21 protein-coding genes and 1 pseudogene are annotated in these 26,313 nt (G+C 72.6%); 12 read left to right on the top strand and 10 right to left on the bottom strand.

Annotated features, from left to right (window positions below; genetic code table 11):
• The first annotated feature begins 9 nt into the window (after positions 1–9).
• Positions 10–675 carry a GAF and ANTAR domain-containing protein gene (locus tag ACH4G3_RS40405; protein WP_397629274.1) on the top strand — a complete coding sequence of 222 codons (666 nt, stop codon included), beginning with the start codon at positions 10–12 and terminating at the stop codon, positions 673–675.
• Between the two features lie 18 nt (positions 676–693).
• Here ACH4G3_RS40405 and ACH4G3_RS40400 read toward each other — a convergent pair whose 3' ends face one another.
• The gene (locus ACH4G3_RS40400; protein WP_397629143.1) at positions 694–2,829 is read right to left on the bottom strand and encodes a SpoIIE family protein phosphatase; all 2,136 of its coding nucleotides are present in this window, start codon (positions 2,827–2,829) and stop codon (positions 694–696) included.
• Between the two features lie 182 nt (positions 2,830–3,011).
• Between ACH4G3_RS40400 and ACH4G3_RS40395 the strand changes: the two genes are divergently transcribed.
• Positions 3,012–3,740: an ankyrin repeat domain-containing protein gene (locus ACH4G3_RS40395; RefSeq protein WP_397629142.1), complete on the top strand. Its 729-nt coding sequence runs from the start codon at positions 3,012–3,014 to the stop codon at positions 3,738–3,740.
• 13 nt (positions 3,741–3,753) lie between these two features.
• Here the strand turns inward: ACH4G3_RS40395 and ACH4G3_RS40390 are convergent, their stop codons facing one another.
• Positions 3,754–3,936: a hypothetical protein gene (locus ACH4G3_RS40390; protein ID WP_397629141.1), complete on the bottom strand. Its 183-nt coding sequence runs from the start codon at positions 3,934–3,936 to the stop codon at positions 3,754–3,756.
• A 217-nt stretch (positions 3,937–4,153) separates the two neighbouring features.
• Here ACH4G3_RS40390 and ACH4G3_RS40385 point away from each other — a divergent pair, with 217 nt between their 5' ends.
• The 3 genes from ACH4G3_RS40385 (at position 4,154) to ACH4G3_RS40375 (ending at position 8,350) form a co-directional block, all read left to right on the top strand.
• Positions 4,154–4,975 carry a chitosanase gene (locus ACH4G3_RS40385; RefSeq protein WP_397629140.1) on the top strand — a complete coding sequence of 274 codons (822 nt, stop codon included), beginning with the start codon at positions 4,154–4,156 and terminating at the stop codon, positions 4,973–4,975.
• Positions 4,976–5,063: 88 nt separating this feature from the next.
• Positions 5,064–6,053, top strand: coding sequence for a DMT family transporter (locus ACH4G3_RS40380; RefSeq protein ID WP_397629139.1), 990 nt, complete (start codon positions 5,064–5,066; stop codon positions 6,051–6,053).
• A gap of 59 nt (positions 6,054–6,112) precedes the next feature.
• The gene (locus tag ACH4G3_RS40375; RefSeq protein WP_397629138.1) at positions 6,113–8,350 is read left to right on the top strand and encodes an MMPL family transporter; all 2,238 of its coding nucleotides are present in this window, start codon (positions 6,113–6,115) and stop codon (positions 8,348–8,350) included.
• Positions 8,351–8,360: 10 nt separating this feature from the next.
• On the opposite strand, the pseudogene ACH4G3_RS40370 reads toward ACH4G3_RS40375, so the two are convergent.
• From ACH4G3_RS40370 to ACH4G3_RS40355, 4 genes and pseudogenes are all read right to left on the bottom strand, one after another.
• Positions 8,361–9,109, bottom strand: a pseudogene (locus ACH4G3_RS40370) (sulfite exporter TauE/SafE family protein).
• A gap of 191 nt (positions 9,110–9,300) precedes the next feature.
• Positions 9,301–11,337: a DUF1996 domain-containing protein gene (locus tag ACH4G3_RS40365; protein WP_397629137.1), complete on the bottom strand. Its 2,037-nt coding sequence runs from the start codon at positions 11,335–11,337 to the stop codon at positions 9,301–9,303.
• Between the two features lie 252 nt (positions 11,338–11,589).
• The gene (locus ACH4G3_RS40360) at positions 11,590–12,261 is read right to left on the bottom strand and encodes a lytic polysaccharide monooxygenase auxiliary activity family 9 protein (RefSeq protein ID WP_397629136.1); all 672 of its coding nucleotides are present in this window, start codon (positions 12,259–12,261) and stop codon (positions 11,590–11,592) included.
• A gap of 182 nt (positions 12,262–12,443) precedes the next feature.
• Positions 12,444–13,076 carry a GNAT family N-acetyltransferase gene (locus tag ACH4G3_RS40355; protein WP_397629135.1) on the bottom strand — a complete coding sequence of 211 codons (633 nt, stop codon included), beginning with the start codon at positions 13,074–13,076 and terminating at the stop codon, positions 12,444–12,446.
• A gap of 158 nt (positions 13,077–13,234) precedes the next feature.
• On the opposite strand from ACH4G3_RS40355, the gene ACH4G3_RS40350 reads away from it, so the two are divergent.
• Positions 13,235–14,341, top strand: a complete 1,107-nt coding sequence (locus tag ACH4G3_RS40350) for a YihY/virulence factor BrkB family protein (RefSeq protein WP_397629273.1) — start codon at positions 13,235–13,237, stop codon at positions 14,339–14,341.
• Positions 14,342–14,346: 5 nt separating this feature from the next.
• On the opposite strand, the gene ACH4G3_RS40345 is transcribed toward ACH4G3_RS40350, so the two are convergent.
• A complete protein-coding gene (locus ACH4G3_RS40345) occupies positions 14,347–14,799 on the bottom strand; it encodes a flavodoxin family protein (protein ID WP_397629134.1) in 453 nt (150 codons plus the stop codon).
• Between the two features lie 95 nt (positions 14,800–14,894).
• On the opposite strand from ACH4G3_RS40345, the gene ACH4G3_RS40340 reads away from it, so the two are divergent.
• Positions 14,895–15,344, top strand: coding sequence for an SRPBCC family protein (locus ACH4G3_RS40340; RefSeq protein ID WP_397629133.1), 450 nt, complete (start codon positions 14,895–14,897; stop codon positions 15,342–15,344).
• Positions 15,345–15,466: 122 nt separating this feature from the next.
• On the opposite strand, the gene ACH4G3_RS40335 is transcribed toward ACH4G3_RS40340, so the two are convergent.
• The 3 genes from ACH4G3_RS40335 to ACH4G3_RS40325 form a co-directional block, all read right to left on the bottom strand.
• Complete coding sequence (locus ACH4G3_RS40335; protein WP_397629132.1) at positions 15,467–19,804, bottom strand: cation-translocating P-type ATPase; 4,338 nt, start codon at positions 19,802–19,804, stop codon at positions 15,467–15,469.
• A gap of 16 nt (positions 19,805–19,820) precedes the next feature.
• Positions 19,821–20,399, bottom strand: a complete 579-nt coding sequence (locus tag ACH4G3_RS40330; RefSeq protein WP_397629131.1) for a hypothetical protein — start codon at positions 20,397–20,399, stop codon at positions 19,821–19,823.
• A gap of 107 nt (positions 20,400–20,506) precedes the next feature.
• Positions 20,507–20,749: a hypothetical protein gene (locus ACH4G3_RS40325; protein ID WP_397629130.1), complete on the bottom strand. Its 243-nt coding sequence runs from the start codon at positions 20,747–20,749 to the stop codon at positions 20,507–20,509.
• 346 nt (positions 20,750–21,095) lie between these two features.
• Here ACH4G3_RS40325 and ACH4G3_RS40320 point away from each other — a divergent pair, with 346 nt between their 5' ends.
• From ACH4G3_RS40320 to ACH4G3_RS40300, 5 genes are all read left to right on the top strand, one after another.
• Positions 21,096–21,773, top strand: coding sequence for a nucleotidyltransferase family protein (locus ACH4G3_RS40320; RefSeq protein ID WP_037667622.1), 678 nt, complete (start codon positions 21,096–21,098; stop codon positions 21,771–21,773).
• 25 nt (positions 21,774–21,798) lie between these two features.
• Entirely contained in the window at positions 21,799–22,086 is a 288-nt protein-coding gene (locus tag ACH4G3_RS40315) for a BON domain-containing protein (protein ID WP_020270681.1), read from the top strand.
• The gene (locus tag ACH4G3_RS40310) at positions 22,083–22,847 is read left to right on the top strand and encodes a metallophosphoesterase family protein (RefSeq protein WP_397629129.1); all 765 of its coding nucleotides are present in this window, start codon (positions 22,083–22,085) and stop codon (positions 22,845–22,847) included. The genes ACH4G3_RS40315 and ACH4G3_RS40310 overlap by 4 nt, the downstream gene beginning before the upstream one ends.
• Before the next feature lie 163 nt (positions 22,848–23,010).
• Positions 23,011–24,675, top strand: a complete 1,665-nt coding sequence (locus ACH4G3_RS40305) for an alkaline phosphatase D family protein (RefSeq protein ID WP_397629128.1) — start codon at positions 23,011–23,013, stop codon at positions 24,673–24,675.
• Positions 24,676–24,821: 146 nt separating this feature from the next.
• A complete protein-coding gene (locus ACH4G3_RS40300; protein WP_397629127.1) occupies positions 24,822–26,189 on the top strand; it encodes a carbohydrate-binding protein in 1,368 nt (455 codons plus the stop codon).
• Positions 26,190–26,313: the final 124 nt, after the last annotated feature.

The raw sequence follows: 26,313 nt of genomic DNA, 5'->3' as shown, positions 1-26,313 counted from the left end.
GCCGAGCAGATGGCGATGCTCGCCCGTGATCTGGTGGCGCAGGATTCGGTGCAGGCGACGCTGGACGAGATCGCGGCTGCCGCTGTGAAGCTGGTCGAGGGCTGTGACGCGGCCGGGATCCTGACGGTGTCCAAGGGCAAGGCCGTGACGCTCTCCGTCTGCGGCGACATGGTCGAGGAGTCCGACCGGCTGCAGGGCGAGCTGGGCGAGGGACCGTGTTTCGACGCGGCCCGGCGCGTGGACGGCGAGCGGCTGTTCCGCATCGCCGACATGACGAAGCCGCAGCCGTCCTGGCCGCGGTTCTCCCAGGCGGCCCGCGACCTCGGGATAGGCAGCATGACCGGTGTGCTGCTCTACACCGGCGAGGACAACTTCGGCGCGCTCAACCTGTACTCGCGCCGGCCGGGGGCCTTCGGCAAGGACATCGAGGCCGCGGGCTGGCTGCTCGCCTCCCATGCCGCCGTGGCGCTGAAGACCGCCCGCACCGTCGACCAGCTCGAGCACGCCCTGGAGACCCGGCACGCCATCGGGGAGGCCATGGGGATCCTCATGGAGCGCCACCGGATGAGCGAGGACGAGGCCTTCGACGTGCTGCGGCGCATCTCCCAGCACCACAACATCAAGCTGCGCGACGTCGCCCGGCACGTCCGCGTCGAGGCTGCCGGCCAGGCATGACCGGAGCGGTGCGGTACCTCACGCCGGGCCGCCGTCGGTGTGGGCGGTGCGCAGCAGGAGCACGGTGATGTCGTCGGCGTGCTGTCCGGTGGGGGCCGTGTGGTGGACGAGCCTGTCGATGAGCCGTTCCAGTTCGTGGCCGTCGCCGGCGTTCAGGTGCCCGGCCAGGTCGGAGGTGGTCCGGGCCGTGTCGGTGCCGGGGAGCTCGACCAGGCCGTCGGTGTACAGGGCGAGGGTGGTGCCGGGCGGCAGGGGCGCGGTGGTGACCGGGTAGGCGGCGCCGGTGTCGATGCCCAGCAGGGGGCCCGGTTCGACGTCGAGGATGCCTGCGGTGGCGTGGACGGGGCGCAGCAGCGGTGGCACGTGGCCCGCGCTGGCGAAGGCCGCACGGTGGTGTGCCAGGTCGAGGTGGGCGTAGAGGCAGGAGACGAGCAGTTCGGAGTCGAGGTCGGCCAGCAGCCGGTTGGTGCGGGCGAGGACCTGGCCGGGTGCGGCGCCGGCGGTGGCGTGGGCGTGGATGGCGGTGCGGACCTGGCCCATGAGAGCGGCGGCGGTGATGCTGTGGCCTTCGACGTCGCCGATGACGGCGGCCGCGGTCGTGTCGTCCAGGCGCAGGACGTCGAAGAAGTCGCCGCCGACCTCGATGCCGTGGCCGGCGGGCAGATAGCGGGCGGCGACGTCGAGCCCGGGCAGGTGCGGCACGGCCCGGGGCAGCAGGGCGCGTTGGAGTTCGTGGACGAGTCGCTGCTGGGCGTCGTAGAGGCGGGCGCGGTCGAGGGCCTGGGCGATCAGGCCGGACAGCGAGGTGAGGACGGCGCGTTCGTCTGCGGTGAAGGTGTGCGGGTGGTCGTAGGACAGGATGCAGCAGCCCACCGGCCGGCCGGAGATGACCAGCGGGAGGAACGCCCAGGCCTGTTTGCCGCTGATCCGGGGTGCTCTGGGGTAGGTGCCGGCCATCTCGGCCGGGTCGGCGAAGAAGGCGGGGGCGCCGCTGGCGAGGACCTGACCGGCAGGGGTGAGTTCGGTGTCCAGTGACAGGGCGTCGAGGCGTTCGATGACGTCGGCCGGGTAGCCGTGGTAGCCGGTGATCTTCAGACGGCCGGCCTCGGCGGCGGACAGCACGAGGCCCTGGGCGCCGAAGGCGGGCAGGATCTGGTGGGCGATCAGCGACACCAGGTCGCGCACGGTCACCGTCTCGGTGAGCGCGGCGGCGAGGTGCACGAGTTGGTAGAGGCGTCCCGTCGGTGCGGCAGCAGCGGGCCGTGCGGCGGCTGGCGGTGGAGGAGCCTCGCTCTGTTCTCCCCTCGGGGCGACGCGGACGCTGATGCCGCTGGTGCCGGGGTAGAGCTGGAAGGTCAGCCACCGGTCCGGCGGGCGCAGCGCGGTGAAGGACACAGGGGCGCGGCTGACGACCGCGCTGCGGTAATGGTCCTCGTGGACGGGATCGTCCAGCCAGGACAGGGACTGCCAGGGCCGGGTGCCCAGCAGCCGGTCGGCGCGGCGGCCGAGCAGGCGGGCGGCGGTGGCGGAGGCGAAGGTGATGCGGCCCTCCAGATCGAGGTTGAGGGCGCCCTCCGGGAGGCGTTCGAGGTAGTCGGCGGCGGCCAGGCCGGTCTGCACGGGGTGGTGCGCGGCCTCGATGGGGACGACGCGCGGCTGGTCCGGCAGGGTGGGCGGCCGGGAGGCCTCGTCCAGGAGGCGGGCCATGCGGCGGGCGCCGGCGGTGATGTCGCCTCGTTCGCGGGACGTGCCCCTGCGTGGACGTACGGCGGGCCACATCAGCACGATGCCGCCCCAGCGGCGCCGTACACCGCTCAGCGGGACCGCGGCGAGGGCGAACGGGTAGGGCAGGACGGCGGCGGCCCGCGGGTAGCGGCGGGCCATCTCGTCCTGGCTGCCGATGCGGACCAGGGTGTCGTCGCGGATCGCGTCGGCGACCGGGACGGGTGCCGTCAGCGGCAGGCGCTGCCACGTGACGGTGAACGACACCGGCAGACCGCACAGCGCCACCAGGCGCAGCAGCGGCTCCGCCTCGTCGATCAGGTAGAGGCCGCCGATCGAGGCGCCGGTAGCGCGCACGATTTCGGCCAGGGCCGCCCCCAGGGCGTCGTCCAGCGATCCGGCGCCCCTGGGCGGCTCGTCGCTCCCGGGCATGGTGTCCTCCCGCTCTTATCCGGACGCTACGCCTCGCGGGGCGTGGGGGCACGTCACAGGCCGGGCTGCGGCAGGACGCGTGGTGGTGCGGGGCGTGGCCGGGCGGTTGCCGGAAGGCATGGCCGGGCGGTGTGCCCGGCTGGCAGAATCGGAGGTCCGCGACGGCGACCGGGAGGCCGGCCTTGCAGACGCTGACATCGCGGGAACCGCTGGCCGTCGCCGTCACCGAAGCGATCCGGGGCGGTGATCTGCCCGGACTCCGGCACCTGCTCGCCGAGCATCCCGGCCTGGCCACCGTCCGTGTCACCGAGCACGGGGAGGACGGCGAGGGCACGCGCAGTCTGCTGCACATCGCGACCGACTGGCCCGGTCACTACCCGCACGGCCCCGAGGTGATCGCCGCGCTGGTCGCCGCCGGGGCCGATCCCAACGCCCGCTTCGGCGGGGCGCACGAGGAGACGCCGCTGCACTGGGCGGCCAGCAGCAACGACGTGCCTGTCCTGGACGCGCTCATCGCCGCGGGGGCCGACATCGAGGCCCCGGGTGCGGTGATCGCCGGCGGCACACCGCTCGCCGACGCCCGGGCCTTCGGTCAGTGGCGTGCCGCGCACCGTCTCGTCGAGCACGGTGCCCGCACCACTCTCCAGGACGCCGCCACGCTCGGCCTGCTGGACCGCGTCCGGGCGTACGTCGAGGCCGACGAGCCGCCTGCGCCCGACGAGATCACCAGCGCCTTCTGGGGCGCCTGCCACGGCGGTCACCTGCCCACCGCGCAGTATCTCCACCGGCACGGCGCCGACATCGACTGGTGCGGCTACGACGACCGGACCCCGCTCGGCATCGCCGGTGCCCAGGGCGCCGACGACGTCGTGCGGTGGCTGCGCGGCCTGGGTGCGCGGAGCCGCCCGTAGTGCCCGCGGTGTCTCACAAGCAGTAGCGCACGAGCCACTCGTCCTGGTTGTACGCGGTGCGCGCCGGGTCGGGCGTGCCGGCGGCCCGTTCCTCGACCGTGTCCTCAAGGCGCACCGGCTCCGGCAGTGTCCCGAACCGGGCCTTGCGTGCTGCTGCCTCCGCCTCGCTGCTCCGCTGCGACGTCCCGTCGTCCACGGCGATTCCCCTCTCCGGCTGGTCTGTGACGACCGATCGGCCTCCCTGGGCAAAGAGTTGACGCGCGAGCCGGGCTCATGGTTCCCGCGGGGTCGCTTGTTCGACCCTACGAACTTTCCGCTCGGCTGTTTTCCTTGGGTTCCGCCAGTGATAGGAAACCTTCCTATCAGTTCTGCACGGCCAGCTCTCCCGACCCCCCACCCTGCTTGGAGGCCCCGTGAGACACCCATCGACCCCGGCAGCACGCCGCACCGTTCTGGCGCTGTTCGGCGCGGCCCTCGCCGCCACCCCGTTCCTCAAGCCCCCGCGTGCCACGGCGTCCGTCCGTGCGGCCGGGCTCGACGACCCGGCGAAGAAGGAGATCGCCATGCAGCTCGTGTCGAGCGCGGAGAACTCCTCGCTGGACTGGAAGGCGCAGTACCAGTACATCGAGGACATCGGTGACGGCCGCGGCTACACCGCCGGCATCATCGGGTTCTGCTCCGGCACCGGCGACATGCTCGGCCTCGTCGAGCTGTACACCGACCGCAAACCAGGCAACGTCCTGGCGAAGTACCTGCCGGCGCTGCGCAGGGTCGACGGTTCCGACTCGCACGACGGGCTCGACCCCGGCTTCCCCGGCGACTGGCGCAGGGCGGCCCGCGACGCCGAGTTCCGGCGGGCCCAGGACGACGAGCGCGACCGGGTGTACTTCGGCCCGGCGGTCCGGCAGGGGAAGGCGGACGGACTGCGGGTCCTGGGCCAGTTCGCGTACTACGACGCCATCGTCATGCACGGCGACGGCAACGACCCCCTGAGCTTCCGCAGCATCCGCAAGCGGGCGCTGCGCACGGCTAACCCGCCGGCGTGGGGCGGTGACGAGGTGCGGTATCTCGACGCCTTCCTGGACGCACGCGTGTGGGCCATGAAGCAGGAGGAGGCGCACAGCGACACCAGCAGGGTCGACACGGCGCAGCGTGTCTTCCTGCGCAAGCGCAACCTCGACCTCGACCCGCCGCTGGACTGGAAGGTCTACGGCGACAGCTATCACATCGGCTGACGACCGCGGCCCGGGCGGGGATTGGTCCTGCAAGCAGGCACAGAAGTGGACTCCTTCCCGGGCCGCCCGGCTGCCTAGCGTCGCCCGTATGAACGCCACCACCACGCGCGGCGCCCTTCTCGCCGCGCTCGCCTGTGTCCTCGTCGGCGGGTCCTTCACGGCCAACAGCGTCCTGGGCGACTACCCGTACGCGGGCGGTCAGTTCCTGCGGTACGGGCTGGCCTGTCTGGTGCTCGTGCCCCTGGCCGGGAAGGGCACGGCCGCCCGGCTGCGGGCACTGACCCTCCGTCAGTGGGTTCGGCTCGCCCTGCTGGCCGCGGTCGGCATGGTCGGTTTCAACCTGGCCGTCATCGCCGCGGAGCGCACGGCGGAACCGGCGGTCCCGGGTGTGTTCGTCGGCTGTGCGCCGGTGGTGGTCGCGGTGCTCGTGCCCCTCCTGGACGGGCGTCGGCCGCAACGGGCCGTGCTGTACGGGGCGTTGCTCGTGGCCGTCGGCGCCTGCACCGTCCAGGGCTGGGGGCGCACCGACGGCGCGGGCATCGCCTTCTCCGTGTGCGCCCTGGCCGGGGAAGTCGGGTTCGCCGTGCTCGCCGTACCCGTACTGCGGCCCCTCGGCCCCCGGCTGCTGTCCGCCACGGTGTGCGCGGTCGCCGCGCTGGAGTCGGCGGCGGCCGGGCTGCTCGCCGACGGCGGCGGGTGGCTGCGACGCCCGGACGCCGTCGAGACCTCCGCGCTGCTGTGGCAGGCGGTGGTGGTCACCGTGGTCGGCTTCGTGTGCTGGTACATGGGCATGCAGCGGATCGGCGCGGAACGCGCCACCCTGTTCTCCGGCCTCATCCCGGTCGCGGCGGCCTGCACCGCACCGCTCGTCGGCACGGGCTCCTACGGCCTGGCGCAGGCGGCCGGCAGCGCGCTGGTCGGTCTCGGTGTCGCCCTGGGGTCCGGGGCGCAGACGCGGCCGGGCAGCGGCAGGCCGTCGGCGATCCGGGCGGACGACCGCACTCCCCAGGCGGCCGCCTTCCGGGGGAACGGCCGCCCCGAGGGGCGTGGCGACGCCGTGTCCGGCACGCCCGGGTGATCCCTCGCGCCTCTAATGGACGGCGTCGCACGTTCCGGCCCACACAGGAGTCCACGTCCATGCCGCACACCCGCACCGGTGAAGAGGACGAGAAGGCCGCGCGTGCGGGGCTCCTGCGGAGGCTGGGCGAGTGGTGCGCGCGCCACTTCGTGGTCGTCGTCATCGCCTGGCTCGTGGCACTCGTGGCACTTCAGGTCGTCAGCCGCTCGGTCGGCGGCACGTACTCCGACAACTTCACCCTGCCCCAGGCGCAGTCGCAGAAGGGGCTGGACGTGCTCGAGAAGCACGATCCGCAGGCCGGCGGCTACAGCAGCCAGATCGTGCTGCACGAGGACGGGAAGTCCCTGAGCTCTCTGAGTTCCCAGATGTCCACCGCGGTCGCCGACCTGGAGAAGCTGCCGCACGTCCTGTCGGCCCAGAACCCGCTCTCCGCCTCGGGCTCGTCCTCCGGTCAGTCGCAGCAGAACGTGGGGCCGTTGTCGGACGACGGGAAGACGGCCTACATCACCGTCCGCTTCGACGTACAGCCGTCGACCCTCGGCGACGACTATCTGAACGGGGTCGACGACGCCGTACAGCCGCTGCGTTCGGCCGGGGCGGAGGTGGAGTACGGCGGGCCGCTCGGCGAGCTCGCCCGGCCGGCCGCCGACGACCGGGTGAGCGAGCTGATCGGGTTCGGCGTGGCCGTCGTCGTGCTGCTGGTCGGGTTCGGGAGCGTGATCGCCGCCGGCGTCCCGCTGCTGACCGCACTGATCAGCGTGGTCGCCGGTCTCGCGATCCTCGGGCTGCTGGCCGCCGCGTTCACCTTCGCGACCGTCTCACCGACCCTGGCCACGATGATCGGCCTCGGTGTCGGGATCGACTACGCCCTGTTCCTGATCACCCGTCACCGGCAGAACCTCCTCGACGGAGCGGACCCGGTGCGGGCCGCCGGGCAGGCCGCCGCCACCAGCGGCCGCGCCGTCCTCGTTTCCGGCTGCACGGTGATCATCGCGCTGGCGGGCCTGTCCACGTCCGGGGTCTCCTTCATCGCGAAGCTCGGGCTCGCCGCCGCCGTCACCGTGGTCTCGGCCGTCGCCGGCGCGCTCACCCTGGTTCCGGCCCTGCTCGGGCTCCTCGGCCGGCACATCGACCGCTACCGGGTGCGCCGACCCGTCGCCGAGACCGACGCCGGGGCGGGTGACGCACCACAGGGCACCTGGCACCGGTACGCGCAGCGGGTGGAGCGCAGGCCGCTGTGGTTCCTTGCGGCGGGTGTCGCCGTGATCGTCGTCCTGGCGATCCCGGTGCTGTCCATCCGCCTCGGTCACATCGGTGACGGCGCCGACCCGACGTCCTTCACCGACCGGCGGGCGTACGACCTGATGACCGACGCGTTCGGGCCCGGCTCCAACGGTCCGCTGACCGTGGTCATCGACCAGACGGACGTACCGGACTCGCAGCGCTCCACACTGGCCTCGAAGGCCCAGCAGACGCTCGACTCGGCCAAAGACGCCGCCGTCGTCACCCCTTTGACGGCCACCCAGGACGGGGACGTCCTGATCGGCACGGTCTACTCGCCCCGGTCCCCGCAGAGCGCCACGACCACGGACCTGACCAACCGTCTGGTCGACGACACGCTGCCGGACGCCGTCCAGGGCACGAACGCCAAGGGTTATGTCACCGGCACGACGGCGGCCCAGGTCGACTTCCGCGACATCGTCGCCTCCCGGCTGCCGGTGATCATCGCCGTCGTGGTGGCCGTGGCGTTCCTGATCATCCTGGCCGTGTTCCGGGGGCTGCTCGTCGCCGTGAAGGCCGCCGTCCTCAACGTGCTGTCGATCACCGCCTCGTACGGCGTGGTCGTCGCGGTGTTCCAGTGGGGCTGGGGCGGCCCCGCCCTCGGCGTCAACGGCACGGTGCCCATCGAGAGTTATGTGCCGATGATGATGTTCGCCATCATCTTCGGCCTCAGCATGGACTACGAGATCTTCCTGCTGTCCCGGGTCCACGAGGCGTGGCTGCGCACCGGGGACGCCAAGGCCTCGGTCGCGCACGCCCTGGAGATCACGGCCCGGGTCATCACCTGCGCCGCGCTGATCATGGTGAGCGTGTTCGCGGCGTTCATCGTCAGCGACAGCATCGTGGTCAAGATGCTCGGGCTGGGGCTGGCCGTCAGCGTGCTCATCGACGCCACCGTCGTACGCCTGCTCATGGTGCCGGCCGTGATGACGCTGCTGGGGCGGCACGCCTGGTGGGCTCCGCGGTGGCTGGAGCGGGTGCTGCCGCACATCGACGCCGAGGGGGGACGGGCCTAGCAGGCAGGGCTCAGTGCAGCACCAGGTGGACGAGGGCGACGGTGCCGACCGACACGATCAGGGTGCGCAGGACGGCGGGGCTGAAGCGGCGGCCCGTCCTGGCCCCGATCAGACCGCCCAGTGCGGAGCCACGGCGATGAGCAGGACGGCCGTCCAGTCGAACTCCGCGAAGAAGAGGAAGAGCACCGCGGCGACGGTGTTGACCACGGCGGCCAGCACGTTCTTGACGGCGTTGAGCCGCTGGAGCGTGTCGTCGAGCAGCATGCCCATCAGGGAGACGTAGATGATGCCCTGCGCGGCGGAGAAGTAGCCGCCGTAGACGCTGGCGAGCGTCAGGCCGGTGAACAGCAGCGGGCCGCCGTCACGACGGGCGGGGCCGCCGACCGGGCGACGGCGGCGCACCCTCCGGGAGATCAGCGGCTGGCAGGCGACCAGGACGAGGGCGAGGCTCACGAGGACCGGCACGATCCGCTCGAAGGCCGATGCGGGCAGGGTCAGCAGCAGGACGGCGCCCGCGAGGCCGCCCAGCACGGCACCGATGGCGAGCAGCAGGACGCGGCGGCGCTGCCCGCGCAGTTCCTCGCGGTAGCCGACGGCCGCGCTGATGGAGCCGGGGACCAGGCCGAGCCCGTTGGACACCGTTGCGGTGACCGGGGGCAGGCCGGTGGCGAGCAGGACCGGGAAGGTGATCAGTGTTCCCGAGCCGACGACGGCGTTGACGGCACCCGCGCCCATGCCGGCGGCGAACACGGCCGCCATCTCGCCCGGCGTCACAGTGCCGCTCCACCAGCATCGTTGGGCCCGGCGTTCCTGCTGAGGTTCATGGGATCACGCTAGAGGGTGGTCGGTTCGGCGGCCGTCGAAGGGTGACGGATGACCGGGAACGATCAACAGCGGCGGGATCCGGGCCGGATCCCGCCGCTGTTCGCCGGTCGTGCCGGTCCTGTCCGTCAGCCTCGCCGGACGCGACGGAGGACGACGAAGCCCGCGATGACCAGGACGGCGCCCGCCGCGGCCGGCCAGAGCTGGGCGCCGGTGTCGGCGAGTCCGCCGCTGCCGACCGCCTGGGGCTCGGTCCGGGACGGGAGCGACGGGGTGGGAGCGGCGCTGGTCGCCGTTCCGACGGCCTGGGACTGGCCGAGGCCGTCCGTGTCCTCGCCGGCGTCGTCCTTCGAGCCGCCCTGCTCACCGGCGTTAGCGGTGCCGCCTTCGGGGGTGGGCGTCGCGAACACCTCCGGTCCGTCGGTGCGCGGCGCGGCCGTGGGCGAGCCGCCCTGCTCAGGCTGCTCCGGCTCGGGGGCCGGCTTGTTCGTCGCCGGCGGCTCGGCGGCCTCGCCCTTCCCGCCGTCGCCGTCACCCTTCCCGCCGTCGACGTCGCCCGTGTCGCCGGGCTTTCCGCCGGCGTTGCCGTCCTGCGGGGCGTCCGGGGTGCGGGTGGGCTGCTCCTGCGGGGCCTCCGGGGTCTTCGTCGGCTCTTCGGGGGCCTTCGTCGGCTGCTCCTGCGGCTCCTCTTCCGGCTTGTCGCCGGGCTCGGCGCCTGCTCCGGCGCCGCACTTGCGGCCGTCGTTGATGCAGTCGGCCATGTCCCGCATCAGGTCCTCGTCGAAGACGTTGATGAAGTCGCCGTGGTCCGTGACCGGCTTGTGCAGTTGCTCCGGGAAGGAGTCCACCGCGAACAGCGGTGTCGTACGGCCGCCGTCCTCGAGGCTCGGCGCGTCGACGTCGTAGACGATGCGCTGGACCAGCTGCGGGATGGGCCGGAAGCCGGACGGGCAGTTGCCGGCGGCGTCCGTGAACGCCACGTGCGTGCGGTGGTTGGCGCTGTCGATGTTGCGGCCGTCCCAGCAGCTCTGGAACTTGAAGGTGCGCACCACGTCGCTGCCCTGCGGGCACAGCGGGTACTTGTCCTTCAGCTGCCGGTCCTCGAAGCCCGTGCAGCTCCAGGAGGCGTTGGCGTTGGCCGGGCCGTTGACGAACGACTTGGCGTCACCGGTGATGATGCGCAGCAGCCGCGGCATGGCGGTGACCTTGTCACGCGGGTTCCCCACGAAGGTCAGCGTGACCTGCTTCGGCGTGACGATCTCGCCGGCGTTGCCCTCGATGCCGCCGCCGGGCGAGTTGGCGTCCTGCTCCTGGGAGCCGTTCTGCAGGCGCAGCACCGGCCAGTAGTAGGAGGACTTGTCGCCCTTGTCGACGCAGCTCGTCTCGGCGTTCGCGAGATCCTGGTCGCTGGCGAAGGCGTTGTTGGCCTGGTTGCCGATGTAGTCGTGGAAGTGGTGGGCACCGTTGGTGACGCCCGGGGCGGCGATGATGTTGTCGGAGTTGAACAGGCCGTTCTCGTTCACGCCGCAGTCGGTGACGAAGGAGCCCCGGGAGGCTTGCGTCCCCTGAGGGGGAGTGCCGGCGTTGGGCTGGACGCTGGTGATGGGCGCGAAGTCGGCGGCGACGGGGCCGTTGCCCGCCTGCCCGCCGTTGCTGCCCTGGCCGCCCTGACCTTGGCCGTCACCCTGCTCCTGGCCGTCCTGCTCCTGCTCCTGGCCGGGCTGCTGGTCGCCGTCGGCGCCTTGGCCTTCGCCCTGCGCGGGGGCCTGGTTGCCGGAGTCCCGTACCGTGCAGGCGGCGAGGGCGTCGAGCCCTTCGGGGCGGTCCCCCACCCGGTCGATGGCGATCGCGATGCGCTCGAGGGTCGCGGCCCGCTTGTCCTTCAGCGGGTTCATGATCGCGCTGTCGGCGAAGCCGGAGTCCTGCCGCACCTGCTGCGCGGACTCGCTCAGGCGCTGGTAGGCCTTGGCGATCTGCTCGTCCAGGAGGGCGAGTTCCTTGTCGACCTCCCCCCGGGCCTGCTCCGGGACCGACGTCAGTTTGCTGCCGACGTCCGGACAGTCGATCGTGGAGCCCGCGGTCCGGACCCCCGTACCGGACCGCGTCTGGGCGGAGTCACCGCCCGAACCGCCGTCGGTCGCGGAGGCGTAGACGTTCGCGGCCATCAGGCCGCCTCCGCCGAGGATCAGTGCGAATGCGGCGAAGGTCGCGCGTCGTGGGCCGGTAGGGCGTCTTCGCGTGTTGCGTCCCAAGGGTGCTCTCCTGCGCTTGTGGCGTACCGGGCATGAAAATCCCCTCGCCCCATACGTACGGGAGCACTGGCGCGTTCACGTGTATCGAAAATTTTCGGAGAACTCTCATGAAGCCACGAAACACCCGAACCCCGCCGGTCCCAGGGGCCGGCGGGGAACCGCAGGTCAGCGGAAGTTCACATCACTGCAGAGGAAGTAGGTCTGGTCCATGTGCGACGCCTGCCAGATCGTGTAGACGACGTGCCGGCCGCTCAGGCCCGAAGTGCTCACGGGGATCTCGTAGTTCTGGCTGGGCGCGTACTTGCCGGTGCGCGCGACGAGCCGGAGGTCGCTCCAGGTCAGCGGCTGGGTGGTGGGGTCGAAGCCCTGCCGTGTGACGTACACCAGGAAGTAGTCGGCGCCGTGGCTGGCCTGGTCGTACAGCTTCACGGTGAAGTTGCCCGTGATGTCGGTGGTCTTCCAGGCGCCCACCGTGTCAAGGGAGTTGTACCGGCCGCCCTCGGTGCGTCCGCCGCTGCACAGCTGGCCGTCGGGGACCACGGCCTGGAAGTTGCCGCCCGAGCCGTTGCGGTACAGGCCGTTCCAGTTCCACATGGCGTTGGGGTTGTCCTGCCACGCCTGCCAGCACATCGGGTCCTGTTGGGCCATCGCGGGGTTCTGGAAGTCGCTGCCCCAGCGCAGCCAGCAGCCGTAGTTGCGGGAGGCCGGATCGACGACCGAGCCGTGCGCGACGGCGGTGCCGCTCCAGGGGATGAGGCTGAGCAGCGCGGCGACCAGGACACTCAGGGCGAGCGTCAAGCGGGAACGGACTCTGCGGTCATGACCATGACAATCCATGATCTCCTTCTTTCGGGTGTGGGGGTTGCGGTGCTCTCCATGCCGTCCGTGGGGGTGCGGGAGCGCTTGCGTGGGAGCGCTCCCGCAAGCCCAGGCTGCGCCGGATGCCCGAGGTCGGCAACGTCCGATTGCGCCACTTCCGTGTCTCCTGGCGCGTTCGATGCGTTCGACGGAGGGTTCTCTCAGAGCCGGTCGAGGTCCTTGGTGGTGCGGCCCAGGTATGTGACCGAGCCGCCGCCGGGGACGTCGAGCTCGTGGAAGCCCATGCGGTCGTAGAAGGCCCTGGCCCGGGTGTTGGCGGTTGCCATGGCAAGGTGGACGGCCGGTGCTCCCCTGTCCTGGAGGGCCTGCAGGAACGTCCGCATCAGCCGGCGTCCGTGGCCGCGGCCCTGTCGGCCGGGCAGCAGGTCGATGTGCAGATGGGCCGGGTACGCGGCCAGTTCGGGGACCACCATCCGTTCGGGGTGGTGCAGCAGGCGGGCGATCGCCTCGTCAGGGGTGCGGGGCGGATGGGGCGGTTCCGGGTAGCGGTCGGCGACCAGCGGCAGCCACGTGGAGCGGAAGGCCTCGGCGAAGCTCGCGGTGTCCGCGGTGCCGAGGATGTAGCCGACGGCCCGTCCCTGATCGTCGTCCAGAACGAACGCCAGCTCCGGCTCCAGATGGACGTACGGAGCCGCGAAGGTGACCGGGAAGATACCCGGATCCGTGTAGTGGGGGCGGCTGTCCTGGCCGTTGTGCGCGGTGCGGACGCAGATGTCGTCGAGGGCCGGACGGTCCTCGGGGCGGTACGGGCGGATGGCGGGGAGTGTCGTCATGACGGCATCGTGCCCTTGCTGGGAGCGCTCCCCCAATGCGATCGGAGGCATTGCGGCAGCGGACGCTCGCCCCGCGGGGGCGACTCGGCCACGGATGGGCGATGCCGACCTGCCGGGCGCGGCTTAAGCGCACGGCTCGGGGTTACCCGGGCCCCATGGTGAAGCTGCATATTCCGGGACGAAAAGAACACCACGCGAACGAGGCTGCTCCGCCTCGGGACTCCGCCCACGGCCGGGCCCACGCTCCGGCTGCGGAAAGGCCCGCTCCACGGCCGGAGCAGGAGCCCGGGCCGGGGCCCGAAGTGGAGGGGGCCGCGCCGGACAGCCCGAGCGAGCTCCCCCGGAAGTCGTGGGGCGCGGTGCTGAAGGGGAGCCTGCGGGAGTTCAAGGACGACGAGCTGACCGACCGGGCCGCCGCCCTCACGTACTACGCGGTGCTGGCGCTGTTCCCGGCGCTGCTGGTGCTGGTCTCGCTGCTGGGCATCACCGGCAAGTCGACCACCGACAAGGTGCTGGAGAACGTCCAGCAGTTCGCCCCCGGCTCGGCGCGCGACATCATCACCCGGGCCGTCGAGCAGTTGCAGGGCAACGCCGGCATCGGCTCGCTGATGGCGATCGTCGGTCTGGTCCTCGCGGTGTGGTCGGCGTCCGGCTACGTGGGGGCGTTCATCCGCTCCGCCAACGCCGTCTACGACATGCCCGAGGGCCGGCCGGTGTGGAAGCTGCTGCCGGTGCGGGTGGCCGTGACGGTCGTGCTGATGGTGCTGGCCGTGATCAGCGCGCTGATCGTGGTCTTCACGGGCGCGCTGGCCCGGCAGGCCGGAACCGCGCTCGGGATCGGGGACACCGCGCTGACGGTGTGGTCGATCGCGAAGTGGCCCGCTCTGGTGGTGCTGGTCACGATCATGATCGCGATCCTTTACTGGGCGACCCCGAACGCCAAGGTGAAGGGGTTCCGCTGGATCACGCCGGGCAGTCTGCTGGCTCTGCTCATCTGGATGATCGCGTCGGCCGGCTTCGCGGTCTACGTGGCCAACTTCGCCTCGTACAACAAGACCTACGGCACGATGGCCGGCGTCATCGTCTTCCTGGTGTGGCTGTGGATCACCAACCTGGCGATCCTGCTGGGCCTGGAGTTCGACGCCGAGGCGGTCCGGCAGCGGGCCATCGCCGGTGGTCATCCGCCCGAGGCGGAACCGTACACGCAGCCGCGTGACACCCGTGCGTGGGACGACCAGGACCGGCGCCGCATGGAAGGGACCTGATCCGTTCAGCCCATGAGTCCGGCGGCGACCGTGGCGCCCAGTTCCCAGCACCTCTCGATGTCGTCCTTGCCGGGCTCGCCGGTCACGGTCACGGCCTCGGCGGCGCGGCGCCAGCCGAGGCCCGTCGTGATCGACTCGATGCCCCGCACGGCTCCGGTGACGTCGTTGCCGCCGTGCACGTAGTACCCGAAGGGCCGGCCGCGGGTCGCGTCGAGGCAGGGGTAGTAGATCTGGTCGAAGAAGTGCTTGAGGGCGCCGGACATGTAGCCGAGGTTCGCGGGGGTGCCGAGGAGGCAGCCGTCGGCGGCGAGGACGTCGGAGGCGGTGGCGGCCAGGGCCGGCACGCGGACGACCCGGACGCCCTCGATCTCGGGGTCGCTCGCCCCGGAGACGACGGCCTCGAACATCGCCTGGCAGTTGGGCGAGGGCGTGTGATGGACGATCAGCAAGGTGGCCACGTCACCCGACCTTACAAGTCGTGACGACCATGAGTGCCTCGCGCGAGAACTGGTACCCGTCCGTCGTTCTCCGTACGTGAAAGAGAGGTATCGCCTTGTCACAGGTAGAGGAATCCATCGAGGTCCGCGTCCCGGTGCACACCGCGTACAACCAGTGGACGCAGTTCGAGGACTTCCCCCAGTTCATGGACGGCGTGGAGCGCATCGAGCAGCGCACCGACACCCTGACGCACTGGGTGACCAAGGTCGGCGGCCAGGAGCGGGAGTTCGACGCGGAGATCACCGAGCAGATCCCGGACGAGCGCGTCGCCTGGACCACCGTGAACGGCGAGGCCCGGCAGGCCGGTGTGGTCACCTTCCACCGGATCCAGGACGACACGACCAAGGTCATGCTCCAGATGGAGTTCGAACCCAGCGGCGTGGCCGAGACCGTGGGCGACAAGCTCGGGTTCGTGAAGCGGCAGGTCTCCGGTGATCTGCGGCGGTTCAAGCAGTTCATGGAGTCCCGTGGGACGGAGACCGGAGCCTGGCGCGGCGAGGTGTGATCAGCAAGAACGGCGGCCGCCACCACTGATCGTGGTGGCGGCCGCCTTCTGCCGTCTTTTGCCGTCTTCTTCTGCCGTCTTCTGCCGCCTTCGGTCCTTCTGCCGCCTTCGGTCTTCGACCGCTACGCCGCGGCCGGCCGGGCCGTCGCGCTCTGCAGCCGTTCCCGGGCCTGCCGGCTCAGGTCGTCGAGGCGCAGGGCGAGTCGTGCCGCGGCGTCGTAGAGGGTGTGGACCGCCTGGAGGCGTTCCAGGCGCGGGGCCAGCGCCGACAGGGCGATGGCCAGGGCCACGCCGGCCCAGCCCACGGGACCCAGCGGGGTGCAGCCGAAGAAGTGGCTGACGCCGGGCGTCTGGACGAGGGCGGCGAGCACGGCGGCGGAGCCGAGGGCCGTGACCCACACCAGGGGGCTGTGGCGCCGGCCGGAGAGGGTCTGCACGAGCTGGGCGCCGACCACACCGCACAGGGCCATGGTGGTGGACCGTCGTTCGGTGCCGGGGGTGAGGCGGCCGATGAGGTACGCCGTGACCGCGCCGAGGCAAGTGGTGATGCCCCGGCGCCGGATGGAGCGCAGCAGCGGCGCGCCGAGGACGTCGAGACCCATCGGGCCGGTCGCGGCGTGCTCCGCCGTCGAGGGGTCGTCGCTCGGCGTGACCGCCACCGCCATGGCCGGGAACATGTCGGTGAGCAGGTTGACCAGCAGGAGCTGACGCGTCGAGAGGGGCGAGGCGCCGGCCAGCAGGGTGCCGAGGACGCTGAAGCCGACCTCGCCGGCGTTGCCGCCGATGAGGATGCTCACCGCGTCGGCGACGCTGCGCCACAGGGCACGTCCCTCGGCCACCGCGTCCACGAGGACGGACAGGTCGCCGGAGGTGAGCACGAGGTCGGCGGCGTTGCGGGCGGCGGCGGAGCCGCGGGCCTCGATGCCGACTCCGACGTCTGCTGCGCGGATGGCGGCGGCGTCGTTGGCGCCGTCGCCGGCCATCGCCACGACCCGCCCGGCCTGTTGCAGGGCCTCCACGACGTGCAGCTTCTGCTCGGGGGCCACCCGGGCGATGACGCCCGCGCCACGCAGCACCCGGACACGCTCGCGGCGTTCCATCGCGACCAGTTCGTCGCCGGTCACCGCCTCGGTCTCCTCCGGCCAGCCCAGTTGCAGGGCGATGGCGCGGGCGGTCTCCGGGTGGTCACCGGTGAGCATGACGGGCAGGATGCCGGAGCGGCGCAGTGACGCCAGCAGCGCGTGCGAGGTCTCGCGCGGGACGTCGGCGAGGGCGACGAACCCGCTGAACTCCAGGTCCGCGAGCGGCGCGTCGAGTTCGGCGTCGGCGTCGCCGGCCCGGCAGGGGCGCCGGGCGACGGCCAGGACGCGCAGCCCCTGTCCCGCCAGTTCGTGGGCGGTGTCGGTCGTGCCGTCGGGGAGGTCCCGGCAGGCGGGCAGGATCGTCTCCGGGGCGCCCTTGACGACGAGGAGCTCGCCGAAGTCCGGGTCGCCGTCGCGGCCGACCGCGGCGGCGTAGCCCCGCCGTGTCTCGAAGGGCAGCTCGCCGGTGGGTGTCCAGCCCTCGTCGGGCGGGGCGACGTCGAGGACGGCCTCGTCGGTGGCGTGCGCGACCCGGCGGCCCTGGCCCGTCTCCTCCTGCGGGCAGGCACGGGCGGCCAGGCGCAGGAGCGGCAGGGCCTGCTCGGACTCCACGGACAGGACGGTGCCGTCGGCGGTGGCGACGCGGACCAGGCGCAGCTTGTTCTCGGTGAGGGTGCCGGTCTTGTCGAAGCAGACGGTGTCGACCCGTCCGAGCGCCTCCAGGGTGCGCGGGGTGCGGACCAGGACACCGCGCCGGGACAGCCGGCGGGCGGCGGCCATCTGCGCGACCGTCGCGACGAGCGGGAGCCCCTCCGGTACGGCGGCGACCGCGACCGCGACACCGCCGCTGACGGCGCGTCGTACGGGGCTGCCGCGCAGCAGGGACAGCCCGGTCACGGCCGCGCCACCGGTGAAGGTCACCGGCAGGGCCTTGCGGGTCAGCTCCTGGAGCCTGGCCTGTACACCGGCGGGCGGCGGGGTGCGGGCGGCGAGCGTGACGGCGCGGCCGGCCTCGGTCTGGTCGCCGGTGTCGACGACGAGGGCGGTGGCGCTGCCGGCCACGACGGTGGTGCCCTCGAACACCATGCAGGTGCGCTGGGCCACCGGCAGGCCGGGGGTGGCCTCGAGGGCCTTGGTGACCGGCAGGGACTCGCCGGTGAGCGCCGACTCGTCGACCTCGAGACCGTCGACGTCGAGCAGCCGGGCGTCGGCGGGCACGACGTCGCCGGCGCCGAGGGTGATCTCGTCGCCGGGTCGCAGCCGGGCGGCGTCGACGGTGACGGTGCGCCTGCGGCCGTCCCGCTTGCGGGCCTTGGGCTGCTGCCGGGCCGCCAGCCGGGCCAGTGCCTGTTCGGCGCGCAGCCGCTGGAGTCCGCCGGTCACGGCGTTGAGGTCCATGGCTCCGACGACCAGCAGCGCGTCGACGAGCGAGCCGAGCAGCGCCGAGGCGACGGCGCCCGTGGCCAGGACGGGCGTGAGCGGATCGTCCAGTTCGCGGCGTACGGCGCCGGCGGCCTGCCAGGTCCAGCGGGCGGGGGCCATGGCCGGGTGGCGGCCGACGCGCGCGGCGCGTTGCCGCGAGCGGTCGGCGAGGAGGGCGATTCCGGTGGGCTCGCCGTCGCTGTCGGGGCGTCCCAGCCGGTCACGGGCCTCGTGGGGTTCCAGGGCGTGCCAGGGGATGTGCAGCCGGGGCGGGGGCGGGGTGGCCCGGGCCACGCGGGTGGCTTCGAGCCAGCCCGCGAGCAGGGCGTTCGCGGCGGCGATGTTGACGGGGGCGTGCCGGGTGAGGGGCCACAGGAGCCGGCGGCCCGGGGGCTGCCCGCCGCGTGCGACCAGGAGCCCCGAGAGGGCCGCCCCCGCACGGGCCAGGGTCTGCGAACGGCGTCCGACCCGCCGGGCGGCCGGGATCGCCGTCAGCAGCCGCCAGACGTCGGCGAGTCCGCCCGGGGCCAGCGCGTCGACGCCCCAGGAGACGGCCGCGCGGTCGTCGGTGAGGGCGATCGCCACGTCGCCGGCGGGCAGTCCGGCCGCCACGTGCCCGCCTCCGGACCCGTCCAGGCGGGCGACGGTCACCACGACGTGCCCCTCGCCCTGGAGGGCCCGTACGACGTCGCCGAACGGCTTGGCGCCCGGCGCGACCTCGTCGGCGAGCCGGGTGATGTCCCTCAGGTCGGAGCCGCCGGCGATCACGACGTGCAGTCCTGCCCGGCGGGCGGCGTCCAGGACGGCCTCCGCGAAGGGATGGACCGGGTCGTCGGGCAGCCCGTCGGAGTCGCGTTCGGCGTCCTGCCGCGAGCTGCGCAGGGCGTCGGCGTGCAGGACGAGGGCGTCGGCGATCTCCAGCTGACGCAGGCGCTCCGCGCTGCGCACGAGGATCCCGGCCCGGGCGAGGAAGGTACCGAGAGTGGCGCTGAAGGCGGCCGGTCCGTACCGGGCCGCCTTCGGGGATCCGGCGAGGACGGCTTCGGCCGCTTCCCTCGCGGAGTGCGTGACGAGGAAGGTGGCGGCGGCACCCGCGAGGCTGCCGGTGCTGGCGTGGGAGGCGTACTCCTGGGCGGGCGTCACCTTGAGCGGCGGCCGGGTGTCCGGAGGGCAGGGCAGGCTGGTGCGCTCCTCGTGGCAGATGTCGTCGTGGAGCGCCTCGAAGGCCGCGGCCCTGGCCACGGCCTCGGTCAGCTGCGTGCTGCGCAGCAGACCGTCGAGCACGAGCGCCAGCGGGGTCTGGCCGACGCCGTGTGCGGCGGCGTTGGCGGCGGCGAGGACGAGTTCCATGCCGTGGGTGCCGAACCGCTGCCGGAGCAGGGCCCGGAAGCGGGGGTTCTCCCGCAGCAGTGTGACCGTGGCGGTGACGATGCGTGAGGTGGGCGGCAGGCGCAGGGACCGGCCGGCCAGCGCGCCGGCGGCGCCTGCGGCGTCCAGCAGCACCGCCGCCGCGGTGAGGCGCACCTCGCCGGGGTCGCCGGGGTGGGTGGTCTCCTCGGCTTCGGGGTCGGCGCCCTCGGTCAGGCCGAAGCGGGCGGCGAGCGCGGTGGCGCGCTCGCTGACGCGGTCGGTGACGGCGTCCTCGGCCACGGTGATCACCAGGCGGGACAGTCCCTCGTCCCAGTACGCCGCGATGACGTCCGGGTGGTCGAGCAGTTCCCCGGCGACCTTGCGGGCGATGCCGCCGGTCTCGCCGTCGGACCGCCGCAGGGCGACGTGGACGCGCTGCCCCGCCATCCAGTGCTGTCCGCCGGACAGGGCGTTGCGCGCGACGTTGCGGACGCGCCGCGTGGTGTCGTAGGCGGACGTCACGCCCTGGGCGGTGCTGCGGGCGGCGCCGGCCGCCGCCCCGGCCATGGCCCCGACGAGCGGGGCGACGTCGAAGCGTGTGAGCATCTCCTGCTGTCCCGACTCAGCCGGTGGGCCGGCTGTCGTGTCCGTGCCGGTGGGCCTGCTCCCGGTCCGGCTCCTCGCCGTGCTGGTCGTGGTGCGCGGTGGCTTCGGCGACCTGCTTCAGCGCGGAGGCGGTGACGGTGTCACCCACCTTGGCGGGCTGTTCGTGGATGTGGTGTTCCGGCCGATCGTGCCGGTAGTGCGAGGCGGCGAGTTTGTCGCCGGGGCCGTAGGAGGAGGTGCCCTCGTCGTCCGGCCTGGCCTGGTCGCCGGCGCGGCGTTCACGGGCCCCGGCGGTCTGCGTGCCGCCGTTCCCTGATGCGTCGTCGGGTCGTTGTCCGGGCTTCGGCTGGGTCAGCCAGGCGACGGCCGCGCCGGTCAGCGCCACCGGCCACTCCACCACTCCGGCCACGCCGAGCACACCGGCACCGGCGTAGACGGCCATCCGGCGCCCGCGCGGCGACACCGCGCCGATCCGGTCCAGGGTGTCTCCGGCCACCTTGCCCACCTGCTCCGCACCCGGCAGGTGCCTCAGGCCTGAGGCGACTGCCCGCAACGGCTGCGGAAGATCGGGCGAACGTGATGTCTCCTGGTTCATGGCGACCTCCACAAGCGCGTTGTCCAGCGGCTTCAACCGGTTTCCCAGCTCTCTGCCCCATATTCCGCCTTTGCTGGAGCGAGTGCTTGTCGGGTTGAGCCGAGGTCTCAGGCGAGGGCCCGGCCGAGGCCCCGCAGGACGGTCTCGCCGTCGTGGGCGCCGCCCATGCAGCGCTTGGTGTACGACTGCCATCCGTCGCCCACGGCGGAGATGACGATCGAGCCGCCGCCGGCGATGCACTGGCTCGCGGTGACGTCCGCCGGGCGGGCCGCGGCGTGCGCGGGCGCGGCGAGCACCATCCCGGCCAGGGCGGTGAGCAGGGCGTACGGCAGCTTGTTCAGCCTGTTCACGGGGGCTCCTTCGTGCAGGGAGGGGGTGTCGGTGCCATGCCAGCGTCACCAGGGCGGGCCAGGCCTGCCACCGGACGTGCTCCGCCCGGGCCGCATCGGGGAGGAGGGTCCGACTGCACAGCGCCCCTTCCGCAGCAGCCAGCCCTCCCCGCCACAGCACCCCTCCCCGCCACAGCCAGCCCTCACCGCCACGGCCGGCGTCGGCCGTAAGTGGTCCTCGGCCGGGGACCCTCGTAAGCCTCCCGTGTCGGCGTGACGGCTCCGGGTACTCAGTGCAGGCACGCAGGCCGTCACGGGTCCGGGCACCGCGCGGCGGCGGGTGCCCGGTTCGGCGAATGGAGTGGTCATGACGCAGAACGGTGATGACGCGACGCTCGTCCGGCGACCGGGAATCCCCGATTTCCGGCTGGCCCCGGACGGGCCCGAGCCCGCGCCACCACAGGACCCGCAGGCCGACGAGCCGCCGCAGGAGCTGCCCCTGGACCGCAACCAGGCGATCCTGGAGGCGGCCAAGCAGGTCGGTGCCGTGCTGAAGCGCAAGGGGCATCTGTTCGCGCTGGCGGGGAGCGTGGCCGCCTACGCCCACGGCGGCGAGAAGAACCTCCAGCACGACGTCGACTTCGCCATCCGCCCCGAGGACGCGGACGCGGTGGCGGCCACGCTCCGCGAGGCCGGGCTGACCGTGTACAGCCCGCCGGAGGACTGGCTGATCAAGGCCACCTGCTTCGGCCAGCCGGTGGACATCATCTTCGAGCTGGCGCACCGGCCGGTCGGCGCGGACATGCTGGAGCGGGCGGAGGAGGTCTCGGTCGACTCGGTGCGCATGCCCGTGCTGGCCCCGACCGACCTGTTGTGGAGCCTGATCGCCGCGTTCTCCGAGCACCACTGCGACTTCGGCGCGGCCCTGCCCATCGCGCGTGCCCTGCGCGAGAAGGTCGACTGGGAGCGGGTGCGGCGCGAGTGCGGGGACGCGCCCATGCCCGCCGCCTTCTTCTTCCTCCTGGAGCGCCTGAACGTCATCTGATCGCCTCTGATCGGAAGGAACATCCATGAGTACCCACGGCCCACAGCACACGGGCGGCGGGGAGCCGGCGCAGAACCTGGACTACCGGATCGCCCACCTCCAGGACCGCCTCGCCTCCGGTGAGCTCGGTGAACTGGGCGTCCGGGTCGAGGCCCGCGGCCAGACGGTGCTGCTGACCGGCACCGTGCCCTCGGCGCCCTGCCGCGAGGAGATTCTGCGCACCGTCCACGAGGAGCTCGCCGGGGTCCCGGTGCACAGCGACCTCGTGGTCACCGAGACGTCCTCCCCCGACCATGCGGAGGAACTGGCATGATCCGCATCGCAGCCGTCGGAGACATCCACCTGGGGCCCGACGATCAGGGCCTGCTCCGCCCCGCCTTCGAGACCCTGCCCGAGTGCGCCGACCTCCTGCTCCTGGCCGGGGACCTGACCCGGCACGGCACTCCCAAGGAGGCCCGGGTGGTGGCCCGGGAGATCCAGGACCTCGGAGTACCGGTGGTCGCCGTGCTGGGCAACCACGACCATCACGACGACCGGCCCGACGAGGTCACGGCCATCCTCCGGGACGCCGGCGCCCATGTCCTGGAGGGGCAGGGGACGGTCGTGTCGAGCGGCGGCGCACGGATCGGCGTGGCCGGCACCAAAGGGTTCGGCGGCGGCTTCGTCGGCCGCTGCGCCGGGGAGTTCGGCGAGCCGCTCATGAAGGAGTTCGTCAGGTACTCGCGCCGGTGCGCGGACGGCCTGCGAACCTCCCTGGAGCAGTTGGGCGAGGAGGGCTGTGACGCACGGATCGCCCTGACGCACTTCTCCCCCGTCCCGGACACGCTGGCGGGCGAGCCGCTGGAGATCTATCCCTTCCTGGGCAGCTATCTGCTGGCCGAGGCGATCGACACCGCCGGTGCCGACCTCGCGGTGCACGGTCACGCGCACGCCGGCACGGAACACGGCATGACGAGCGGCGGCGTGCGGGTGCGCAACGTCGCCCAGCCGGTCATCGGGCGGGCCTTCCACGTCTACCATCTGCCCGTCCGCGACCACGCCACCACCGGGGCCGCCGCACACGCGGCCCACTAGACAGCCGAGTCACCCATCCGCCGCCGGCCCACGCCGGCGGCGTTCTCATGTCCCGTTCCGCTCTCGTACCGCCTCTGGTGTGAACGCCCCGCAAGTCGCGCCGTTATCAGGCATTTTGTCTGCTTAGCATGCTTGCTCCGCGCCCCGTACGAGAGGACAACAGATGGCGCTGACGGGCCGTCAAAAAACACCGTCCGAGCATGCTTTCTCGCCGCACGACGCCGTACTGCGAACCGCGGCACCGCACGTGGCCCGCCGCCGTTTCCTGACCGTCACCGCGGCGGCCGCGATGCTCGCCTTCTCCACCAACCGGCCGGCCCGCGGTGCCACCGCCGCTCCCGAACTCGACGCGGCGCGGATCCCGAACGACCCGTTCACCCTCGGCGTGGCATCCGGGGACCCGCTGCCCGACTCGGTGCTGATCTGGACCCGGCTCGCTCCCGAGCCGTTCGCGCAGGACGGCGGCCTGGGCCAGCAGCGGGTCGCCGTCCAGTGGGAAGTGGCCCTGGACGAGTGGTTCGTCATCGTCCAGCACCAGGGGGTCGCCACGGCCCACCCCGAGTACGCGCACAGCGTGCACGTCGACGTCAAGGGCATGATGCCGGACAGCCACTACTACTACCGGTTCCGGGTGGGCACCTGGATCAGCCCCGTCGGCCGCACCCGGACGGCACCTGCCGAGGGCAGTGACACGGACAGCCTGCGACTGGCCGCCGTCGCCTGCCAGGCCTACCAGGACGGCTACTACACCGCCCACCGTCATCTGGCGCAGGAGGACGTCGACGTGGTCTTCCACCTCGGCGACTACCTGTACGAGTACCCGGTGGACTCCGCCGGCGGGGACCGCCGCTACACCGACCGCAAGCTGCCCGATGTGTTCAACCGCGAGACCACCACGCTGGCGGACTACCGGCTGCGCTACGCGCTCTACAAGAGCGATCCGGACCTGCAGGCCGCGCACGCCCGGCACCCGTTCGTCGTCACCTGGGACGACCACGAGACCGAGAACAACTACGCGGGCGCCGTCGACGAGAAGGGCGGGCCTGCCGAGCAGTTCCTGGTGCGGCGTGCCGCGGCCTACCGGGCGTACTGGGAGAACCAGCCACTGCGTGCCGAGCAGCTGCCGCAGGGGCCCGACGCCCGGTTGTACCGCCGGCTGGCCTGGGGCTCGCTCGCCCAGTTCGACATCCTCGACACCCGCCAGTACCGCTCCGACCAGGCCTACAACGACCGGCCGCACGCGCCGGGCCCCGAGTCCGACGATCCGGCCCGCACCCTCACCGGCGCCGCGCAGGAACGCTGGCTGCTGGACGGCTGGCGGAACTCCGCCGCGCTGTGGCACGTGATGCCCCAGCAGGTGTGCTTCTCGCAGCGCAAGTTCGACCTGACCGCGCCGGCCCGGGTCTCCATGGACGCCTGGGACGGCTACCGCGCCTCCCGCAACCGCGTCATGGCGGGCGCCAAGGCCGCGGGCGTCGACAACTGGATGGTGCTCACCGGCGACGTCCACGTCGGGTACGCCTTCGACATCAAGGACGACTTCGACGACCCGGCGTCCAGGACGCTGGGCACGGAGTTCACCTGCACCTCCATCGCCAGCGGCGGGAACGGCGCCCAGAAGCCCACCGAGTGGGACACGTACATGAAGGCCAACCCTCACATGAAGTTCTTCGACGGCCGGCGCGGCTACGTCCGGGTCGCGCTGGGCCGCGAGAACGCCCAGGCCGACTTCCGGACGGTCTCGGCCATCACGACGCCCGGGGGTGCCGTCTCGACGGCCGCGTCCTTCGTCACGGAGGTGGGTTCGCCCGGCCTGAAGTCCGCGTGACCCGCCTGGCGTCCGCAGTACTGCAGTTGGCTCCCCTTCCCCGCGCCAAAGCGCGAAACGCGGCGGTCCGGGACATCACTCCGGGCCGTTCCGGCAAGGCCTATGGCCTTGCGACAGTTCCACCGTGAGCGAAGGAGACACACCGAATGGTCCACAGACATGCCGTGACCGGTCGCCGGGCGGCCCTGACCGCGCTCGGCGCGCTCGTCGCCACCGGGATCCCCCCGGCCGTGGCGGCCGAGCCGACGCCGCCCGCGGGCCCTCTGCCCTCGGCCGCCCAGACCGTCGGCGCCGACCGGGCACCGGCTCCGGTACTGCGTGCTCTGCAGCGCGACCTCGGGCTGACCCCGGCCCAGGCGTCCCGGCGGCTGGTCAACGAGGCGGAGGCGGGCACCCGGGCGGGGCGGCTGCGCAACGCGCTGGGCAACCGTTTCGCGGGGGCCTGGCTGCGCGGCACGACGTCGCAGGAGCTGATCGTGGCGACCACCCACGCGACGGATGTGCCCACCATCAAGGCCCAAGGCGCCAAAGCGGTCGTCGTGAAGAGGACGCTCCGCGATCTCGTGACCGCCAAGCGGAAACTGGACGCGGCGGCGCGCCGCGTCAGCACGCGTGACACGCCCCTGTGGTACGTCGACATCCCGGCGAACCGGGTCGCGGTGGAGGCCACGAACAAGGCCGCGGCCGCCGCCTTCGTCAAGGCCGCAGGCCTCGACGGCAAGAGCGTGGGCGTCAGGGTGACGGCGAACCGGCCGCGCCTTTTCGCGGAGATCACGGGCGGCGACGCCTTCTACATCGACGGCTCGGCCCGCTGCTCGGTCGGCTTCTCCGTCACCAAGGGCCAGCAGCAGGGCTTCGCCTCGGCGGGCCACTGCGGCAAGAGCGGCGCCAGGACGACCGGGTACAACAACGCGGAGCAGGGCACGATCCAGGCTTCCACGTTCCCCGGCAAGGACATGTCCTGGGTGGCCGTCAACGACCAGTGGACCACCACCGCGAACGTGAGGGTCCAGGGCGAGCAGAAGGTGCAGATCACCGGCTCGGTCCAGGCGCTCGTCGGGGCCGCCGTCTGCCGCTCCGGCTCCACCACCGGGTGGCACTGCGGGCAGATCGAGCAGCACGACACCAGTGTCAGCTACGCCGAGGGCAGGGTGGACGGCCTGACCCGGACGACGGTGTGCGCCGAGCCGGGCGACTCCGGCGGGCCTTTCGTCGCGGGCGTCCAGGCGCAGGGCGTGACCTCCGGCGGCACGGGCGACTGCAGGAGCGGGGGCACCACCTTCTACCAGCCGATCAATCCCCTGCTCAGGGACTTCGGCCTCACCCTCAAGACCGCCGCCGCCCGGTCCTCGGCACCGCAGGACAAAGTCACGCAGGCGTGGGCCGCCGGACGGGTCTATGAGGCCGGTGTCACGGTGAGCCACGCCGGTGTGCGCTACCGGTGCCTGCAGAGCCACCAGGCCCAGGGCGCGTGGGCACCCGCCCGCACTCCGGCCCTCTGGCAGCGGGTGTGACGAAGGGTCAGGACTGTCCGGCGCCGCCGGCGCCCCTGCGAGCGCCCCCCGACACCGCGGCACTCAGGGGACCGCCCAACACCAGGAAACCGCGCCCCGCAACGCGGGGGGGGCGCGCGAGCGC

Origin of the sequence: Streptomyces afghaniensis (genome assembly GCF_044327915.1) — a bacterium.
In the GTDB taxonomy this organism is placed as follows: Bacteria; Actinomycetota; Actinomycetes; order Streptomycetales; family Streptomycetaceae; genus Streptomyces; species Streptomyces afghaniensis.
The sequence above is the reverse complement of the archived record's forward strand: the minus strand, read 5'-3'. Positions and strand labels throughout refer to the sequence as shown.

Bases quoted from the DNA above. Each gene is read 5' to 3' on its own strand.
- ACH4G3_RS40330 (WP_397629131.1), bottom strand. From the start codon at position 20,399: ATGAACCAGGAGACATCACGTTCGCCCGATCTTCCGCAGCCGTTGCGG.
- ACH4G3_RS40320 (WP_037667622.1), top strand. From the start codon at position 21,096: ATGACGCAGAACGGTGATGACGCGACGCTCGTCCGGCGACCGGGAATC.
- ACH4G3_RS40380 (WP_397629139.1), top strand. From the start codon at position 5,064: ATGAACGCCACCACCACGCGCGGCGCCCTTCTCGCCGCGCTCGCCTGT.
- ACH4G3_RS40315 (WP_020270681.1), top strand. From the start codon at position 21,799: ATGAGTACCCACGGCCCACAGCACACGGGCGGCGGGGAGCCGGCGCAG.
- ACH4G3_RS40335 (WP_397629132.1), bottom strand. From the start codon at position 19,804: ATGCTCACACGCTTCGACGTCGCCCCGCTCGTCGGGGCCATGGCCGGG.
- ACH4G3_RS40405 (WP_397629274.1), top strand. From the start codon at position 10: ATGGCGATGCTCGCCCGTGATCTGGTGGCGCAGGATTCGGTGCAGGCG.
- ACH4G3_RS40305 (WP_397629128.1), top strand. From the start codon at position 23,011: ATGGCGCTGACGGGCCGTCAAAAAACACCGTCCGAGCATGCTTTCTCG.
- ACH4G3_RS40375 (WP_397629138.1), top strand. From the start codon at position 6,113: ATGCCGCACACCCGCACCGGTGAAGAGGACGAGAAGGCCGCGCGTGCG.
- ACH4G3_RS40400 (WP_397629143.1), bottom strand. From the start codon at position 2,829: ATGCCCGGGAGCGACGAGCCGCCCAGGGGCGCCGGATCGCTGGACGAC.
- ACH4G3_RS40365 (WP_397629137.1), bottom strand. From the start codon at position 11,337: ATGGCCGCGAACGTCTACGCCTCCGCGACCGACGGCGGTTCGGGCGGT.
- ACH4G3_RS40310 (WP_397629129.1), top strand. From the start codon at position 22,083: ATGATCCGCATCGCAGCCGTCGGAGACATCCACCTGGGGCCCGACGAT.
- ACH4G3_RS40300 (WP_397629127.1), top strand. From the start codon at position 24,822: ATGGTCCACAGACATGCCGTGACCGGTCGCCGGGCGGCCCTGACCGCG.
- ACH4G3_RS40360 (WP_397629136.1), bottom strand. From the start codon at position 12,261: ATGGATTGTCATGGTCATGACCGCAGAGTCCGTTCCCGCTTGACGCTC.
- ACH4G3_RS40355 (WP_397629135.1), bottom strand. From the start codon at position 13,076: ATGACGACACTCCCCGCCATCCGCCCGTACCGCCCCGAGGACCGTCCG.